Annotated in this window: 13 protein-coding genes; 7 read left to right on the top strand and 6 right to left on the bottom strand. The window is 55.6% G+C overall.

Going from position 1 to position 16511, the window contains the following annotated elements:
- Positions 1-8: 8 nt before the first annotated feature.
- The 3 genes from O4G22_RS03900 to O4G22_RS03910 all read right to left on the bottom strand — a co-directional run bounded on the left by O4G22_RS03900 (position 9) and on the right by O4G22_RS03910 (position 6808).
- Positions 9-842 (bottom strand): RHS repeat domain-containing protein, encoded by an 834-nt coding sequence (locus O4G22_RS03900; protein WP_306713939.1) that lies wholly within the window; start codon positions 840-842, stop codon positions 9-11.
- Positions 829-5859 (bottom strand): RHS repeat domain-containing protein, encoded by a 5031-nt coding sequence (locus O4G22_RS03905; RefSeq protein ID WP_306713940.1) that lies wholly within the window; start codon positions 5857-5859, stop codon positions 829-831. The genes O4G22_RS03900 and O4G22_RS03905 overlap by 14 nt, the downstream gene beginning before the upstream one ends.
- 454 nt (positions 5860-6313) lie before the next feature.
- Positions 6314-6808 carry a low molecular weight protein-tyrosine-phosphatase gene (locus tag O4G22_RS03910; protein WP_306713942.1) on the bottom strand — a complete coding sequence of 165 codons (495 nt, stop codon included), beginning with the start codon at positions 6806-6808 and terminating at the stop codon, positions 6314-6316.
- Between the two features lie 188 nt (positions 6809-6996).
- Here O4G22_RS03910 and guaB point away from each other — a divergent pair, with 188 nt between their 5' ends.
- The 7 genes from guaB to O4G22_RS03945 all read left to right on the top strand — a co-directional run bounded on the left by guaB (position 6997) and on the right by O4G22_RS03945 (position 13836).
- Positions 6997-8448, top strand: coding sequence for an IMP dehydrogenase (gene guaB / locus O4G22_RS03915; protein ID WP_102733769.1), 1452 nt, complete (start codon positions 6997-6999; stop codon positions 8446-8448).
- 12 nt (positions 8449-8460) lie between these two features.
- Positions 8461-9984, top strand: a complete 1524-nt coding sequence (gene guaA, locus O4G22_RS03920; protein WP_306702215.1) for a glutamine-hydrolyzing GMP synthase — start codon at positions 8461-8463, stop codon at positions 9982-9984.
- Positions 9985-10064: 80 nt separating this feature from the next.
- On the top strand, positions 10065-10670 hold the full coding sequence (locus tag O4G22_RS03925) for a sugar O-acetyltransferase (RefSeq protein WP_345781591.1): 606 nt from the start codon (positions 10065-10067) through the stop codon (positions 10668-10670).
- Entirely contained in the window at positions 10667-11305 is a 639-nt protein-coding gene (locus tag O4G22_RS03930; protein WP_306702216.1) for an HAD family hydrolase, read from the top strand. The genes O4G22_RS03925 and O4G22_RS03930 overlap by 4 nt, the downstream gene beginning before the upstream one ends.
- Before the next feature lie 34 nt (positions 11306-11339).
- Positions 11340-12059, top strand: a complete 720-nt coding sequence (locus tag O4G22_RS03935; protein WP_306702217.1) for an NYN domain-containing protein — start codon at positions 11340-11342, stop codon at positions 12057-12059.
- A gap of 53 nt (positions 12060-12112) precedes the next feature.
- Positions 12113-13099 carry an AEC family transporter gene (locus tag O4G22_RS03940; RefSeq protein ID WP_094136721.1) on the top strand — a complete coding sequence of 329 codons (987 nt, stop codon included), beginning with the start codon at positions 12113-12115 and terminating at the stop codon, positions 13097-13099.
- Positions 13100-13356: 257 nt separating this feature from the next.
- Entirely contained in the window at positions 13357-13836 is a 480-nt protein-coding gene (locus tag O4G22_RS03945; RefSeq protein WP_306702218.1) for a hypothetical protein, read from the top strand.
- Positions 13837-13985: 149 nt separating this feature from the next.
- On the opposite strand, the gene O4G22_RS03950 is transcribed toward O4G22_RS03945, so the two are convergent.
- The 3 genes from O4G22_RS03950 to secG all read right to left on the bottom strand — a co-directional run bounded on the left by O4G22_RS03950 (position 13986) and on the right by secG (position 16487).
- Complete coding sequence (locus O4G22_RS03950) at positions 13986-15053, bottom strand: 3-deoxy-7-phosphoheptulonate synthase (protein ID WP_288675854.1); 1068 nt, start codon at positions 15051-15053, stop codon at positions 13986-13988.
- 155 nt (positions 15054-15208) lie between these two features.
- Positions 15209-15850, bottom strand: a complete 642-nt coding sequence (locus tag O4G22_RS03955; RefSeq protein WP_295979185.1) for a type II secretion system protein — start codon at positions 15848-15850, stop codon at positions 15209-15211.
- A 163-nt stretch (positions 15851-16013) separates the two neighbouring features.
- Positions 16014-16487: a preprotein translocase subunit SecG gene (secG, locus tag O4G22_RS03960; RefSeq protein ID WP_306702219.1), complete on the bottom strand. Its 474-nt coding sequence runs from the start codon at positions 16485-16487 to the stop codon at positions 16014-16016.
- Positions 16488-16511: the final 24 nt, after the last annotated feature.

Genomic DNA, 16511 nt, shown 5'->3' on the forward strand with positions numbered 1-16511 from the left:
TTAATATTTTATACATGGGGAAATTGTTTTTTACAGTTTTCTACACATTCATTGTATTTAACCTGAATAGATGCCACAGTTATGAATTGACCGCCCCCTTTTAGTATCGAAGATCCTAGACAATCAGGATTGTATCGTATAGGGGGGCCATTGACTGGACTACAAGCCTGAGCCGCCCCCAAACTTTCACTCAATAATTTAATCGCTCTATCCCATCGCGATTCATCACATTCTTTAGAAGTTTTCATCATATCCTCCCACGCTTTGGAATGAGTATCTTCAGTTTTTCTATTCAGTTCTTCTGCACTTGCCTGTCTTTGGTCATCACATCGCTTCACACATTCATCATATTGTTTTTTACGTTCTTCTTTTTCTTTTTGCCTTTGTTCTTCTGTTTTGGCAGCTTCCTCCAATTGCCTTTGCAAATCTGCCCAAGCAAAACCAGCTTGCGATATTACAGATGGATCAATTGCCCAAGGAATCATATCCAACCCTATATAATCAAATCTAATTAGGGGATTATTATTTACGAATTCATAGAGATTTCTTGCGTAGAATTCTCCAATGGGATCCCTGCTTACCCACCTGCCATTTTGAGGATTATAATAGCGGTAATTGTAGTAAACCAGCCCCAGTTCGTCATCAGCGTATTCGCTGGAGAACCGGAACGGATTGTCCTCTGCGGCATTTCCTTCCATCCTGAGGATATTACCATACGGACCGTATTCGTACAAGGCGCGGCGTCCCGCTCGGATGCCGAAGAGCGCCGTGGCGTTTTTCAACAGGTCGTGCGTGTAGTACAGGTCTTCCGCCCAGGTTCCCGTTTCATCAAAGAGGCTCATGGCCAAGATGCGCGTGGCTACCGGTTCCAACGGATCCCACAGATAGGTTTTCCGCAGTACGGGCATTGCTGTTTCCGTCGCAACGGCGGCGTCCAGTTCCGCGATTTGCAGGTAGCCGTGATAGATGAATCGTTTTTTTCGACATCAGGACTTCTCCTTCATAGACGGCTTTCTCAATCCGTCTGTTCAGATAGTCATAGCGGCACTCCACCCGCCTGTTCCCCTGAATAAACCTTGCCGCCTGATTCAGGGCATTATAAGAAACTTCCCATTCTCCTGTGGACGTTTGAATCTTTGTCTGGTTGCCGTCGGCATCATAGCCAGGCGCGAAAGGCACTTCTTCCTCCCGGGTGATGGCCGTGTACTGGTTCAGGCTGTTGGCCGTGTACGCCGCCGCTGACGCGCCCGAACCTTCCCGGGAGGTGACGCGGTTGCCGATGTTGTCATACACATAGGAATATGTTCCTCCCCGGCTCATCGCGTCGGCGGCCAGTTCGTCGCGGCCGTTGTAGCTGTAGCTGTGCGTCAGGTCAGGAGCAGGGGTATTGAAGTAATCCTTCTTTTCCGTGGGCCGCCCCAGCGCGTCATAGGCGTAGTCGGTTTTGGCCGGGTAGTTGGCGCTGCCGGGACGCAGATAGTCGATTCTGGTCAGCAGATCCCGTTTTTCTTCCCGGGTGTACCATCTCCGGAGGGTATTGGGGTAATCAAGCGTTTCCAGCAGTCCGTTGACGGCGTGGTAACCATAGACGAAGGGATCGGCACCGTTATTGAGCGAAACCGTAGAAAGACGTCCGCAACCGTCATATTCCCAGGCCGTCTGCTGGACAACGCCCTCTCCGTAATGCAGACTGTAACCCGAAGGCCGCCCCAAACCGTCGCGCAGATAGTTGAGCGCGCTTGCCGCCAGCCCTGCCGCAGTTTCCGATTCCGCTTCATTATATTGGTTGTAAGCCAGCGTCCTCGTGCCGGAATCGTCCGTGACCTGCGTGAGCAGGTTAAGGTGATTGTAGGTACAGGTGATGGAAGGAGTCGCGTCGTTGTGAGTGACGGAGACCAAGTTGCCCGTCTGCGGATCGTAGGCATAAGAAGTCGCCAGAGGCGTTCCCTGCCCGTCCACCACCCGGGCCTGTCGTTTAACCGCCAGCCTGTTCCAGTCATCGTAAGAGTAGCTTTCCCCATGGCCGTCGGCATAGGTTTTAGCCGTCATCAGGCCGGAGGCGTCGTCATAGCTCCACGCCGTCACGTCCCCGTCCGTCCGTTCCCGCGGATCGGCAGCGATGGTTTCCCCCGGAACGCGGAACGTCATGAGGGATACCAGCCTGTCCGCATCATCGTAGCCAAAGACGGAGGGCTGAAGGGCCGTACCGTATTCGGCGGTTTTGCGTCCCCGCGGGTCATAAGCGTAGCAGGCCGTGTTGCCCAAAGAATCCGTGACGCAGGAGGGGGAAGCCGTGGACGGGTCATACTGGATGGCGGTCGTATTGCCGGCGGCGTCCGTCCTGGCTGTTTCACGTCCGGCGATGTCAAAGACGGTAACGGCGGCATTGCCGCGGGCGTCCGTATAAGTCTCCGTGCTGCCGCTGGCCGTATAAGCGCGGGAAGAAGCGGTCAGAACTCCCGCATGGTCTTTCCGGGATACGGCGTAACCGTCTATGACGACAGTTTCCGCAATGACGGAAGAAGCCGGAGACTGCGTTTTTACCGTCCGTCTGGACGGAGCCGCGTATTCCGTCCATTGCAGGGTTTCATTGCCCCGCGGATCGGTGGAGATGTTTTTTCCGGCCAGCGAGGGGGACAGGAAGGAAACCAGTTCGGCCGTGCTTTCCGCATATGTTGTTCCCTGGCTGTTGCAGCGCGTGACTGTGGTTACCCGGTACACGCCGTCTTCCCGCTGCCGGCGGGCATAGGCGTACTCCGTGACTAGGGAGTTGGCGGATGTGGGGTTTTCGGCCAGTTTGAGCGTGGTTTTGACGATATTGCCAAATGGGTCATAGTCATAAAGCAATGGAGCCATTCCATCCACTTGCTGCCGCAAAAGCCTGTTGTTCAGATCAAAAGCGCGCCGGTCATGAATAAGGCCGTCGTTGGCGTTCGCCCGGGAGACGCGCACCATGTTGCCCCTGCCGTCCGTGACGGTTTGTTCCACCAGCGCCGGTTCTCCCTCCGCCCGGGGAAGCAGCGAGGAACGGACCACGCCTTCCGCGGAGTATTCCGTACGGTAGAGGAGATGCCTCTGCCCCGTGCCGCTCTGCTCCAGCACGGTCCCGTCCGCATGGCGGATAGTGACGAGCGTCGCGCCCGTCGGCGTGGTGACGGTTTCCGTCAGGCCGTCCGCACTGTAGGCATGCGTATTGCTCCTCCCTAATACGTCCGTTTCCTGCACCAGCTGCCCCAGCAAATCGTAAGCCCTGCTTTCCGTCGTCGTCATGGGGCCGACGTCCCGGCGCGTTTGCAGGATTCTGCCGAAGGCGTCCCGAGTGTAGCTGACGATGGTTTCAGGCGTGACGATTGTTTCTCCGTCCGTGACTTCCGACCGGCTGACTTCCACCAGCTGGCGCGCCGTATTGTAGGAGTAAGTAGTCATGATGCCGTCTTCATCCTTTTCCCACAAGGGGCCGCAGCACATCATCTCCCGTTCCGTCACCCTGCCGTTGCCGCGCGTACGCTTAATCCACCGGTTTTCCTTGTCGTATTCGTAATCCGCCGTATCCGTCAGCGCCCAGGTTCCATCCGTCAGCAAGGCGTATTTCTCAACGCGCGTGTTATTTCCCTGAGCGGAAACGTACGTGACTTTCCTCGTACTGTGCCCCGGTACGGCCTGCCCCGCTATCTGCGTTTCCCTGGTCTCCCTGTAGAGGGCGCCGTACTGGCTGGCCGCCTCATAGCCATAGACCGTCTGCACGCCGTTGGCGGACTGCTTCATCTTCAGCCTCCCCCGGGCGTATTCGTTAGGCGCCGCCGGCAGCCACGTTTCCGTCACTTCCAGCTGCTCTCCCTCCGCGCCCAACGCCGTGGTGCGTTTTTCCACACGGCGCACATGGTTGGCTTCCGTATAGGCGTAATGCGTATCCGTCAGCCGGGCGGCGTTCATAGTAAGCACCACGTACTGGTGCGCAATATCCGGATCGGCATGGTCGGAGCAGCGGTAATAGGTATAGGTGCCCTTCCTTCCCCCGCCCGCCCAAGGTTCCATCCGGACGGTTTCACGCCCGAAGACGTCGTAGGACCAGGTCTTTTCGCCTCCGTCGGGAGCCGTCTCCCGGATCAGTTTGCCCACGGCGTTATAAGCGTAAGTCGTTTCACGGGCATAGTCGGTTCCATAAGCCTCAATACGGCTGGTGCACAGGTTGCCGCTGCGGCCCTGTTCATAGGTTTCGCACACCCGGGAAATAGGAGCGCCGTTTTCCCCGCGCTGCACGGTAGTAAAGAGCTTCCAAATCCCCGAAGAAACCTCCTGCCTTTCACGGATCGTGTAAATCGCGTCTTCCCCTTCCCCCTGGGACATGCACCAGGCCCCTCCCGTCCCCTGCCAGTAGCGGGTGACGTAAGGTGCGCGCGCTTCCGCCTGCTCCGTGACGGTGAGCTTGCCGGTCTCCGCATTGCCCTCAATGGTGAAGGTTTTAAAAGGCGCCCCCGTAACGGCGTAAAGACCGGTGGAGACGTTTTTGGCCCCCACCTGCTCGGGCAGATAAAAGGCGATCACATAGCCCGTATCCGTCACGTTCTCAATATTGGCCAGACCGTCCCACAGGTTCCAGACCTGGCGGATGACATCATCCGCGCTTCGGACGATGTCTAGGTAATTGGCAAAATCCTGAGTCGTCCATGAAGAACCCAGCTTGGTCCGGTAGCCGGAGGCCGCGTCCAAAGCGGAAACGGAAGAACCACCGTAGATGACTGTATTGCCCCTGGCGTTGCTGACCCTCATTTCCGCCGCGCTGGCGAAAGCCGAGACGGCACGCCCCTCTGCCGCAGCATACACCATGGAAACGGAACCCGTCCTTTTCCGCGAGCCGCCAATGGAGCCTGCACTGGCCGCGCCGGCATAGCAGTAATAGTTGGCGCGGGTGCCTCCGTTCCGGATCTGGAATGCCATGTCAGCCCCCAGCTCCGGACCGGAAGGGGGCAGAATACAGCTGGCCATGGGATGCAGGTATTGCAGGGCTGCGGGCGTCCACAACCTGGAAGAGAAGTGATAAGCCACAATTTCCAGCATCCCGTACGGCACGCCTTCCATACCGCGGAAGGAACCGAAGCTGGTGCGCCATACCATGCTGGTTTTCCGCGTCTGGGCAGTTACCCGTTTGCCTGCGGAAGAGAACTTTCCATAGGCGGAGGCGGAGGAAACTAGGCTGCGCACGGCAGACGCGCTGGGGGAACCGCCCCGGTTGTCCATGCAGTCATCCGGGGAAAAGGGATTGTCCGGATCAGTCTCATCCTCATCCCCGCCGTTGTCGCCATTCGGGCACGGATTGCTGGAACTGCTGTTGGGAGAACTGCTGCTTCCGCTGCTGGAGCCTCCGCATGGATCATCGTCGCCCTCGTCGTTGTTGTCCACTGGCTCCGTTTCTGCCTCCGGGGGCACATAGGAAGAAGAAGAACCCGTTTGCCTGTTGGTAATTTCCACCTTCAGGTCAAAGGTGAATTTGGCCATGTTGTTATTGGCATTGGGAATGGAAATATTGCTATAGTCCACATGCGCCCGATGCATTCCGGGCTCAATGCTGAAAGAAGCCGTCTGCGGCTCGTAGCTGCCGCCTCCGTACTGTCCGCGCGGACCGATGTCCAGCCGTTCTTCTCCATCCACGGTCAAGTTAGCCAGATCGTCGGCGCCCATGGTCACCTTGCATTCGGCCGTTTCATCAGGCCCCAGCTCCCTGACTTCAAAATCCCAGTCCCAGCTTCTTTCAAAAGCGTCCGTTGGCGCTTGTTCGTCGATCGCGGAGGGAGCTCCGCTATTGGAATTGCTCATGCCCGTCAGGGAATTGACATCGTTATCAAAGGATTGTTCTTTCATGGTTTGAATCGGATTAGCTATTGAAACGCAAACATTGCATCATCCCAATCTTGGAAAAACTGCAATAATTTTTATCCGTTCCTTATCCATAACAAAAAAACCTCCTGTTTCAACACGTCCAACACGGGATGCCCCCTGGCCTCAGCCGTGGTTCAATAAATGGTAAAAATTTCTTCTCTGCGCTTCCGAATGAAAAACCCTGGCCCATATGGAAAATTCCGGAAGCAACATATCCAAATGGCCTTTAACTGCGCGCCATGAAACACAGCAATTTTTCATTTAACATGGATTCATGAACTCTTCAACGAAAAAAGCATGATCTCCCTGAATTGGAAAAGAAATCCAAAATCCATAAAAACGGTTATCGCCTTCGGGCATGTTCAGCAACCCCGGCATGTCTGAATGGAAAGAAAGCAGGATAAACCACCACTTTCCCAGCCACCACGCCTGAATTTTACAAGGAAAGCTGCTCCTTCAAACGCTCCAGCAGATTGCCGCAACCGTCCTGAAGCAGTTTTACCACATATTCAAAGCCTTCCTGCCCCCCATAATAGGGATCCGGCACTTCTTCATCCGGAAAACGAGTCGTGAAAAAACACATGGGCGCTATCTTGCCTACCCACTGTCCCTTTTTATCCAACCGTTTCAAATCCCGCAGATTTTCACGGTCCATTCCCACAATCAGGTCAAATTGTTCCAAATCCTCTTTCCGCACGGGGCGCGACTTAAGCCCCGGATCCTCATATTCGTATTTTTTCAGCGCCGTCAGCATCCGGCTATCCGGAGGGCAACCCCGATGGTAACCGATCATTCCAGCGGAATCGCTCTCAATCAAATGTTCCAGACCTTGTTCTGCGACCATTTTTTTGAAAATGATTTCCGCGGCAGGAGAGCGGCAGATGTTGCCCAGACAGACAAACAGGACTCGGTAAGGTTCGGGAGCATTCATGGACGTCATTTCTTTTTCAGGATAGGCAGGCGGCCTCCCCATTTCAAGAGGGAAGAGTTTCTGCACGGGAAACGGAAACGCCCGCGAATATGGCATGGGGCAAAGAAAGAAACTGCGCCGCTCATTCAAAAATAAGATTCTCCTGTGTTTCGGCTTGCGTCAGAGGTTGTCCGGCTGTAGATTATCGCATGGCAGATTTCCCTCTTGGATTAAGTTTTGATGACGTGCTCCTGCTGCCCCGCCTGAGCGCGATTCTTCCCGGCGACGCGGATATCAGTTCCCAGCTTGTTCCCGGCTTTGACATGAAAATCCCCGTGTTGTCCGCGGCCATGGATACCGTTTCCGAATCGGAACTGGCGATTGCCCTGGCGCGGGAAGGCGGCCTGGCCGTCATCCACCGCAACAACCCCATTGACATCCAGGCAGCCATGGTTTCCCGCGTGAAGCGTTTTGAAAACGCGGTCATCCCGAATCCCGTCACGGTCAACAAGGACATGACGCTGGAAGAAGTCCACCAGATCATGATGGACCAAGGCTATTCCGGCTTCCCCGTCGTGGATGCCAACCGCAAGCTGGAAGGCATCATCACCGGCCGCGACATGCGCGGCGTGGACGATTACCAGAATGTCCGGGTCGAGGACGTCATGACTCCCCTTCCCCGCCTGATTACGGCGGCTCCCACCACGACCATTGAGGAAGCGCGCCACATCCTTTACACCCACCGCATTGAAAAGCTTCCCCTGGTGGATGAACACGGCGTGCTGGCCGGCCTTATCACGGAAACGGACATCCAGAAGCGCGCCATGTTTGCAGACGCTTCCAAGGATGAACACGGCCACCTGCGCTGCGGCGCCGCCGTGGGTGTGGGTCCCGATTATCTGGACCGCGCCAAAGCCCTGATTTCCGCCGGAGCGGACGCCCTGTTCATTGACGCCGCCACGGGACACACGACCCGAGTGATGGACGTGGTTTCCAACCTCCGCAAGCTGACGGACCGTCCCATCGTAGCCGGCAACGTGGTTACGGCGGAAGGAGCGGCCGACCTCATCAAGGCGGGCGTGCAGGCCATCAAGGTGGGCGTGGGTCCCGGCTCCATTTGCACCACCCGCGTCATCTCCGGCGTGGGCATGCCCCAATTCACCGCCATTCAGGAGGTAGCCTCCGTGGCGCGTCCCGCGGGCGTCACCGTCATTGCGGACGGCGGCATCCGCTATTCCGGGGACATTGTGAAAGCCCTGGCCGCCGGCGCCGACCTGGTGATGCTGGGCGGACTGCTGGCAGGTACGGAAGAAAGCCCCGGCAAAGTGGTTCATTACCAGGGCCGCCACTTCAAGCAGTATCGCGGCATGGGCTCCCTGGGAGCCATGCGCCGCGGTTCCGGCGACCGTTACGGGCAGAACAGTTCCGGCAAGCTCGTCGCGGAAGGCGTGGAAGCGCGTGTTCCGTACAAGGGCATGCTGGCGGACGTGGTATTCCAGCTCATGGGCGGCCTGCGCTCCGGCATGGGCTACCTGGGCGCGCACAACCTGGAGGAACTCCGAAACAAGGCTCGGTTCGTGCAAATCACCTCCGGCGGCCTGAAAGAAAGCCATCCCCACGATATCACCATCACGGAAGAACCCGTCAATTATTCCTGTTAACTCCTCCCTCACATGGACGACAAGCACCTCGTAGCCGTCATTGACTTCGGCTCCCAATACACCCAGCTCATCGTGCGCCGCGTGCGCGAACTGGGCTACATGGCCAAGCTGTATGCGCTGGAAGACCTGGACCAGATTCACGAACCCGGCGCCGTCATCCTTTCCGGCGGTCCCAAAAGCACCACGGACGCGGACGCCCCGGACATTGACTTTGAATGGCTCCAGAGCCTGAATGTCCCCGTCCTGGGCGTGTGCTACGGCATGCAGCTGCTGAACATCAAGCACGGCGGCACCGTAAAAGCCAGCAACAAGCGGGAATACGGCCCCGCCGCCCTGCTGCCGGAAACCTGCACGGGCCTGTACCGGGACATGTCCCCCTCCTCCCAGGTATGGATGAGCCATTCGGACACGGTGGACCATCTGGCGGAAGGCTGCCGCGTCATCGCCCGCAATGCGGAAGGCGTCCCTGTCTCCCTCCAATGGGGAGAAACCACCTTCGGCATCCAGTTTCATCCGGAAGTGACCCATTCCCATGAAGGGCGCACAATCCTGCGCAACTTCCTTTCCTGCGCGGCCAACCTCAAAAAATTCGACATCGGAGACTTTAAAAGGGAACTCATCCGGGAAATCCGGGAGCGCGTGGGCGACAAGCAGGTGGTCTGCGGCGTCTCCGGCGGCGTGGACAGCACCGTACTGGCCGTTCTGCTGCATGAAGCGGGCGTGAACATGCGCGCCATCTTTGTGGATAACGGCCTGCTCCGCAAAAACGAGGCAGAGGAAGTGCGAGCCAATTTCGCCCGCATGAACGTGGAAATTGAAACGGTGGATGCTTCCGAACGCTTCCTGGCGGCTCTGGCCGGAGAAAGCGATCCGGAAAAGAAACGCCATATCATCGGAGGCCTGTTCATCGACGTTTTCTGGGATGCCGTGGGAGACGCGGAAATGCTCGCCCAGGGCACCCTGTATCCGGACGTGATCGAAAGCGCCTCCAACGCCAAATCCAAGGCCTCCGTCATCAAGACCCACCACAATCGCGTGGAACGCGTGCTGGAACTCCAGGCGCAGGGGAAAGTATTGGAACCCCTGGCGGAACTGTTCAAGGACGAAGTGCGGGAACTGGGCGCTTCCATGGGCATCCCGCATGACATTCTGTGGCGCCACCCCTTCCCCGGTCCCGGCCTGGCCGTGCGCTGCCCCGGCGTGGTCACCAAAGAACGCCTGGACATCATCCGGGAATGCGATGCCATCTTCATCGGCAACCTGAAGAAATACGGTTGGTACGACAAAGTCTGGCAGGCCTACGCCGGCCTCATTCCCGTAAAAACGGTGGGCGTGAAGGGGGACGAACGCTCCTATGAATGGGCCACCAACCTGCGCGCCATCGTGTCGGAAGACGCCATGACGGCGGACTGGGTGGAACTCCCCCCGGCCCTGCTGAGGGAAACCAGCAACCGCATCCTCAATGAAGTAAAGGGCATCAACCGCGTCCTTTACGACATTTCCACCAAGCCCCCGGCTTCCATTGAGTGGGAGTAAAGCTTCCGCGCCCTGTTGACGCTCGTTCAGCAGGGTGCCCCGCTCCTCCTCTCCGGTAATAAGGATCAAGAAAGGAGAAAATAATGACTGAACTGGAAAAATGCATGGCGGGCGAATGGTATGACTGCCATGACAAGGTGTTTCTGGAATTCAAGAACAAGACGCACCGGCTCCTGATGAAATACAATTCCCTGCCTTACGACCATAAGGAGGAAAAGCGGCAGGTGCTGCAGGAAATGCTGGGCAGCATCGGCGCCAAGGTCTCCATCGGCCATTCCTTCATCTGCGATTACGGCCGCAACATCCATATCGGAAACAACGTCACTGTCAATACGGGCTGCACGTTCGTGGACTGCAACAGGATCACCATCGGCAACAATGTGCTGATCGCCCCCAACGTACAGATTTACACCGCTACGCACCCCATTGAGCTGAATGAACGCCTCACTCCCGTGGAAACGGATGAAGGCGTTGAATACATCCGCCATACCTACGCTCTTCCGGTAACGATAGAAGACGGCTGCTGGATTGGCGGCGGCGTCATTATCCTGCCCGGCATTACCATCGGAAAAGGAAGCGTCATCGGAGCCGGCAGCGTGGTCACCAAAAATATTCCTCCCGACAGCCTGGCGGCGGGGAACCCCTGCAAGGTTATTCGTAAAATCAACGGAAGTCGGGAACAATGATCAAGCTGATCGCTTTTGATCTGGACGGAACCATAGGGGACACGGTCCCCATGTGCATCAGGGCATTTGAAAAAGCGGTTTCTCCCTACGCCGGCCACACGCTGAGCGAACGGGAAATCACGCAGACTTTCGGCCTGAATGAAGTAGGAATGATCAAGAAAGTCGCCGGAGAAAAATGGCGGGAAGCTCTCCATGATTTCTACCCGGTTTATGAAGAAATGCATCAATCATGTCCGGCTCCGTATGAAGGCATACGCGAATTGATAGAAACCCTGCACAAGGCTGGCGTGCTTGTCGCCCTGATTACCGGAAAGGGAGACAAAAGCTGCCGCATCACGCTTGAGCAATTCGGCATGCGGGATTTGTTCTGTTCCGTCAAAACCGGAGCGGAAGACAGGCCCAACAAGGCGGAAGCTATTGAAGAGCTTCTGCACGACTTCCGCTTGAACAAAGATGAATTTTACTATATCGGGGATGCGGTTTCAGATGTGGCCGCCTGCAAAAAAGCGGGGGTGACCTGCCTGTCCGCCGCCTGGGCAACGACCGCAGACGTCGGCGGATTGGAAAAAGCCAACTCCTCAAAGGTTTTTCCCAGCATTAAGGAATTGACATTATTCCTGTCCATTGAGAAATAATTAGAAGATCCTCCTCACTTGGATAAGGAAAAACATGATGGAAAAATTTCAAAAACTGGCCCTTCTGATTGATGCTGAAAACGTCGCTCTGGATAAGCTTGAAAGCGTCATTCGGAAAATATCTGCATATGGCCGCATCGTGATTCAAAGAGCCTACGGCGACTGGAGCAAGGAAAGTTTAAAAAACTGGAAAGACTCGCTAAACCGGTTTGGCATAAAAGCGGAGCAGCAATTTAATTATACTCCCAAAAAAAACTCGACGGATATGGCGTTGACTATTGACGCCTTGGATTTATTGTATCAGTCATCTTACGATGCCCTCGCCATTGTTTCGAGCGACTGTGATTTCACTCCCGTTTCCCTATATGTCAGGGAACATGGTGTTTATGTAATCGGTATCGGGAAAAAGGACACTCCTGAATCCTTCCAAAAAGCATGTGATAAGTTTATTAAACTGGAAGATCTTGACATAAAAACGAATGCGGATCCATCAAAATCCTCTCAAACTGCCCCAGCCATCCACGGAATAACTATTCCCCCTATTCATGAAATGTTAAAAGAAGCAGTCAAAAAAAATCAGGATCCTAATGGATATGCTCCTATAGGAGCAGCTGCATATTACTTAAAAAAAACATATGGATGCACTTGGATAACTTATGGAAGAAAAAAATTCCTTAATCTTATTAAATTATTTCCTGATAAATACGAAATAAAAGAAATAACACCTACTGTAATAAAATACAAATTAAAATAATTTAAAATTATTTTATATTTTAATAATATTATCCAAAAACAGTTCCTTCTGCCATGGATACCGGCGCCGTCATCCTCACCACCTTTCTCTCCACCATTCCCGTTTATCTTTTCTTTGCCACGGGTTTCTATCTGCGCCACAAGCAAGTCATCCAGGCAGACCATGACGCGCCCATCATGCGCATCGCGATGGATGTGGCCTATCCCTGCCTCGTCTTCCACAGCATCATGAAGTACATGGTGCTCTCCGGAAATGAGACGCTCAGCAGCGTTTCCTTTTCCCTCCAGGCCATCGCAGCCGGGGCCCTGGAACTTCTGCTGGGCATCGCGGCCGCATGGCTGGTCGCGAAAATGCTGCGCATGCGCATCGGCACGGGCCTTCGTACGTTCACCCTGACGGCGGGAGTGCAGAACTACGCTTTTTTCGTCATTCCCATCATCCAGATGCTGTTTGCCGCCGGCAACGATCCCACGCTGGGCGTCCTTTTCGTCCACAATGTGGGGTGTGAGCTGGTCGTCTGGAGCATCGGCGTCATCATCATCGCGGGCGGCCCGGGCAATCTGAATATGGGCGTTTTCTTCCGCGGCCCCCTGCTGGCCGTTATCGTGGGCCTGGCTCTTGCCTGGTCCGGTTTGGGAACCTATGTAGCCCAACCGCCCCTGATGAAGACTCTTGAAATGATCGGCAACTGCGCCACTCCCCTCTGCCTGATTCTGTTCGGCTGTTCCATGCGGGATTTGTGGCATAACATGAAATGGGAACCCAAACCCATCATTTGCGGCCTGCTGACGCGCCTGGGGCTGGCCCCCGCGCTGCTGCTCCTGATGGCTTATTTCCTGCCGGTGGATGATTATATCAAGCGCGTCATCATCATCCAGGCAGCCATTCCCTCCGCCGTCATTCCGGTCATTCTGGCTAAACGTTTCGGCGGTCATCCGGATCTGGGCACTCAAATCCTGCTGACAACGACGGTGGCTTCCTTCCTCACGCTGCCCTGCTGGCTGACCCTGGGTTCCACCCTGGTCGTACCATTGTATTAACGGGTGGAACCACGGCATCAATCCCGGGACAGCCTGAAGCGTGCCGCCTGCCCAAAATCCTCCGGTTTTCCGAATGACTCCGTCTTGTTTCCGATGTCCCGCCCCCTGATGGCAAAAGCCGATCCGCAGGATTTGGCGGCGGAACAATCTTACTGCTGAAATATCCGCATTCTTTCCGTCTCCATACCACATTTTCATGCTGAAGCTTCCCCACCTTTGGGTTGACTCCCCGGACAGATATGTATTGAATGGAATCCATGAAATTTCCTGCTCCTTTCTGCGCCGCCCTGCTGCCGGTCCTGTTTTCCTGCGCGGAGCAGGTTTCCCGGATTAAACATGTGCGGGAGGTTCCCTTAAAAACCACGGTGGTTCCTGCGGAAGACGTAGGCATGCACCATACCCAGGCCACTTACCTGCTGCACGACGCCGTCTCCCAGCAACAGCGTCTTCAGCGTCTGGGCCAATACTACTTCGTCACCTGGAACGATGCCAATCCGGAACAGGCGGTAACCCTGGTCATGATGTATCGCCAGGGAAAAACAGGTTCAGCCGTCCTGACGAAATCCATTTCCTATCCTGCCGGGAGAAAAGGCGGCACGCAAAACTCCGTTTTCGAATTTATCGGGGATGAAGCCAAGGGAAAAGGGGAAATCCTCGCATGGAAACTCGTCCTGAAGGACAACCGCGGCAAAACGATTTCCGAACGCCATTCCTATCTGTGGGGGGACGAGTATTGACTCTTCGGCAAAAAACACCAAAGAGCCAATAAAATCATCCGGATATGAAAAATGAACCCCGCAGTGTCCGGCTGCCCCGTCAGCCAAGGCATAGCCGTTCCAGCCTTCAACTCCGTTGATAATCCTCCGCCTCCGGAATATGGGAAAGCTTACGCTTCCTGCCGTTTGGCACGGCGTTTGCGGACAGCGGCGGCAAGGGTTTCCAGCACTTCCTCCGTCGTCTCCCAGCCAATGCACTGGTCCGTGATGCTCTTGCCATACACCAGGTCGGAACTCAGCGGCTGGGCTCCTTCCACAATGTTGCTTTCAATCATCACGGCCACAACCTGGTCGGACCCGTTGGATATCTGTTCCGCGATATTGGCGGCTACAGCCGGTTGTTTGCGATAATCCTTGCAACTGTTTCCGTGGGAGCAATCTATCATGATGCGGTTGTTGATGCCGGCCTTCTGCAAGGCCGCTACCGCTTCTTTTACATGCTCTTCATCAAAGTTCGGCCCCAGGGAGGAACCGCGCAGAATCAGGTGGCAGGACTTATTGCCCGTAGTGGAAACAATGGCGGAAACTCCCTGCTTGGTCACGGAAAGGAAGCAGTGCGGGCAGGAGGAGGAAACAATGGCGTCCACAGCGATTTGCAGGCTGCCGCTGGTGCCATTCTTGAACCCCACAGGCATGGAAAGCCCGGAAGCCAGTTCACGGTGCACCTGGCTTTCCGTAGTGCGCGCGCCGATGGCGCCCCACGTGATCAGGTCCGCAATATACTGCGGCGTGATGGTGTCCAGGAACTCGGTGGCCGCGGGCACCCCCATGTCCCCCAGGCGCAGCAACAGCCCGCGGGCCATGTGAAGGCCGCGGTTAATGTCAAAGGTATGGTTCATGAACGGATCGTTGATGAGGCCCTTCCAGCCCACGGTGGTGCGGGGCTTTTCAAAATACACGCGCATAATAATCACCAGATCCTTTTCAAAGCGCGCCATTTGTTCCTTCAGGCGGGAAGCGTAATCCACGGCAGCCTGGGGATCATGGATGGAGCACGGCCCCACCACCACCAGCAGGCGGTCGTCATGGCCGGAAATGATGTTCTCCGCATTCTTGCGGGTCGTAGCCACCATTTTGGCGATCTCCGTGGTCGCCGGATAATCCTTGATTAAAATGGCGGGGGAAATCAGGGGCTCAATGTCTTGAATGCGTATGTCGTCTGTTTTGAACCAGTTCATGTCTGAGGCTTATTGAGAGGTTTTTGAGAGAAGTTGAAAAGAAAAAAATACGGTTTGAAGCCTTTATGCCTGAATATGCCGCGGGGCCTCACGGCCATAAGCCGGAAGCCCCTAAAAAACCGGCGCTGCCTCAAGACAGGAGGCGCTGCCATGCATTACCAGGAAGTCACATTGTCTTCCGTCAATTCCGGATTGTTGATATGGCCGTCCTCCGTGCTGCCCTGCTTGTCCTTGCCGGTGCTGTAAACGGCCACATTCTTGGTCACCATGCGGGAACCGACCTGGACACGGGGAGTGCGGTCGTCAGGGTTGGCATTCAAAATAATGTAATAGGGGGATTCCCAGGGATCCATCAGGCCCACACGGCCGCGGCTTTCGAAGAACAGGCCGGGAGCGCCTTCCACGTCCGTAGTGGTCGTATTAAAATAAGCCGTTTTTCTGGGGTTCAGCTTTCTGTCCTCATCTGCCCGGTCCATGTAATTGGTCAGGATGCTCATGATGCGGCTATCATCGTCCACAGCGGTTGTCACGTAATACTGTCCGTCTTTGCGGGCCTGCTTGGCCATTTCCCGGCCGCTCCAGGCCACGGGAACTCGACCGTTGTCCAGCATGTAATTTTCCACAGCCGTCTGCAGGCCGTTGCAATCGCTCCGCGCCGTCGTAACCTTGGATTTTTCCATCACGCCGTTCACCACCGTCATGGCGATTCCGGCCAGCGTCAGAATAATGGCGATCACCACAAGCAATTCAATCAACGTGAATCCCTTGGATTTACGGTTCAAAAAAGGTGTCTTCATACTTTGCCAAGAGTAGCGCAATTACAGTTCAGGGCAAGCGGAAAACAGCCGGCGCCGTTAATTTCAAAACCTGCTTCCGAAACGGCATACAAACGGAACAAGCCCCGGCACACAAACGCCCCGGCGTCTTCCGACAGCCGGGGCGTTTAAAAAGAATATTCCCTTAGTTGGCGGGAACAGAGGGTTCCGCAGGGGCCGGAGCCGCCGGCGCGGAGGAAACCGGAACCTGAGAAGAAGCGGCTTCCGCCTCAGCGGCGCGCTTGCGCAGTTCCTCCTGCTGGAGTTCCTCCGGCGTCTTGGCGGGAACGGAGGCTTCCTGCCTGGCGGCAGCTTTCATCATTTCCGGGCTCAACAGACTTTCCGAACTCTTAACATGCTGACGGTTGATCAGCATGCCCAGCACCAGGCAAAGAACCATGAACGCGGTTCCAAAATATACCGTAGCTTTTTTCAGCACATCCGTCGTCCGGGCGCCGAAAGCCTGGTCCGTGATGGCTGCGCCAAAGGCGGCGCCCAGCCCCTCCTGCTTGGGCCTTTGCATAAGCACCACCCCCAGAAGGAGAAGCGATACAACCACCAGGACGGCAAAAAGCAACTGGATGCTGATATTGAGCGAATCTGCTAAAAAAAGGTTCATGAGCGCGGGGAGTATGTGTGAATT

This window comes from Akkermansia muciniphila (genome assembly GCF_030848305.1).
In the GTDB taxonomy this organism is placed as follows: Bacteria; Verrucomicrobiota; Verrucomicrobiia; order Verrucomicrobiales; family Akkermansiaceae; genus Akkermansia; species Akkermansia muciniphila_A.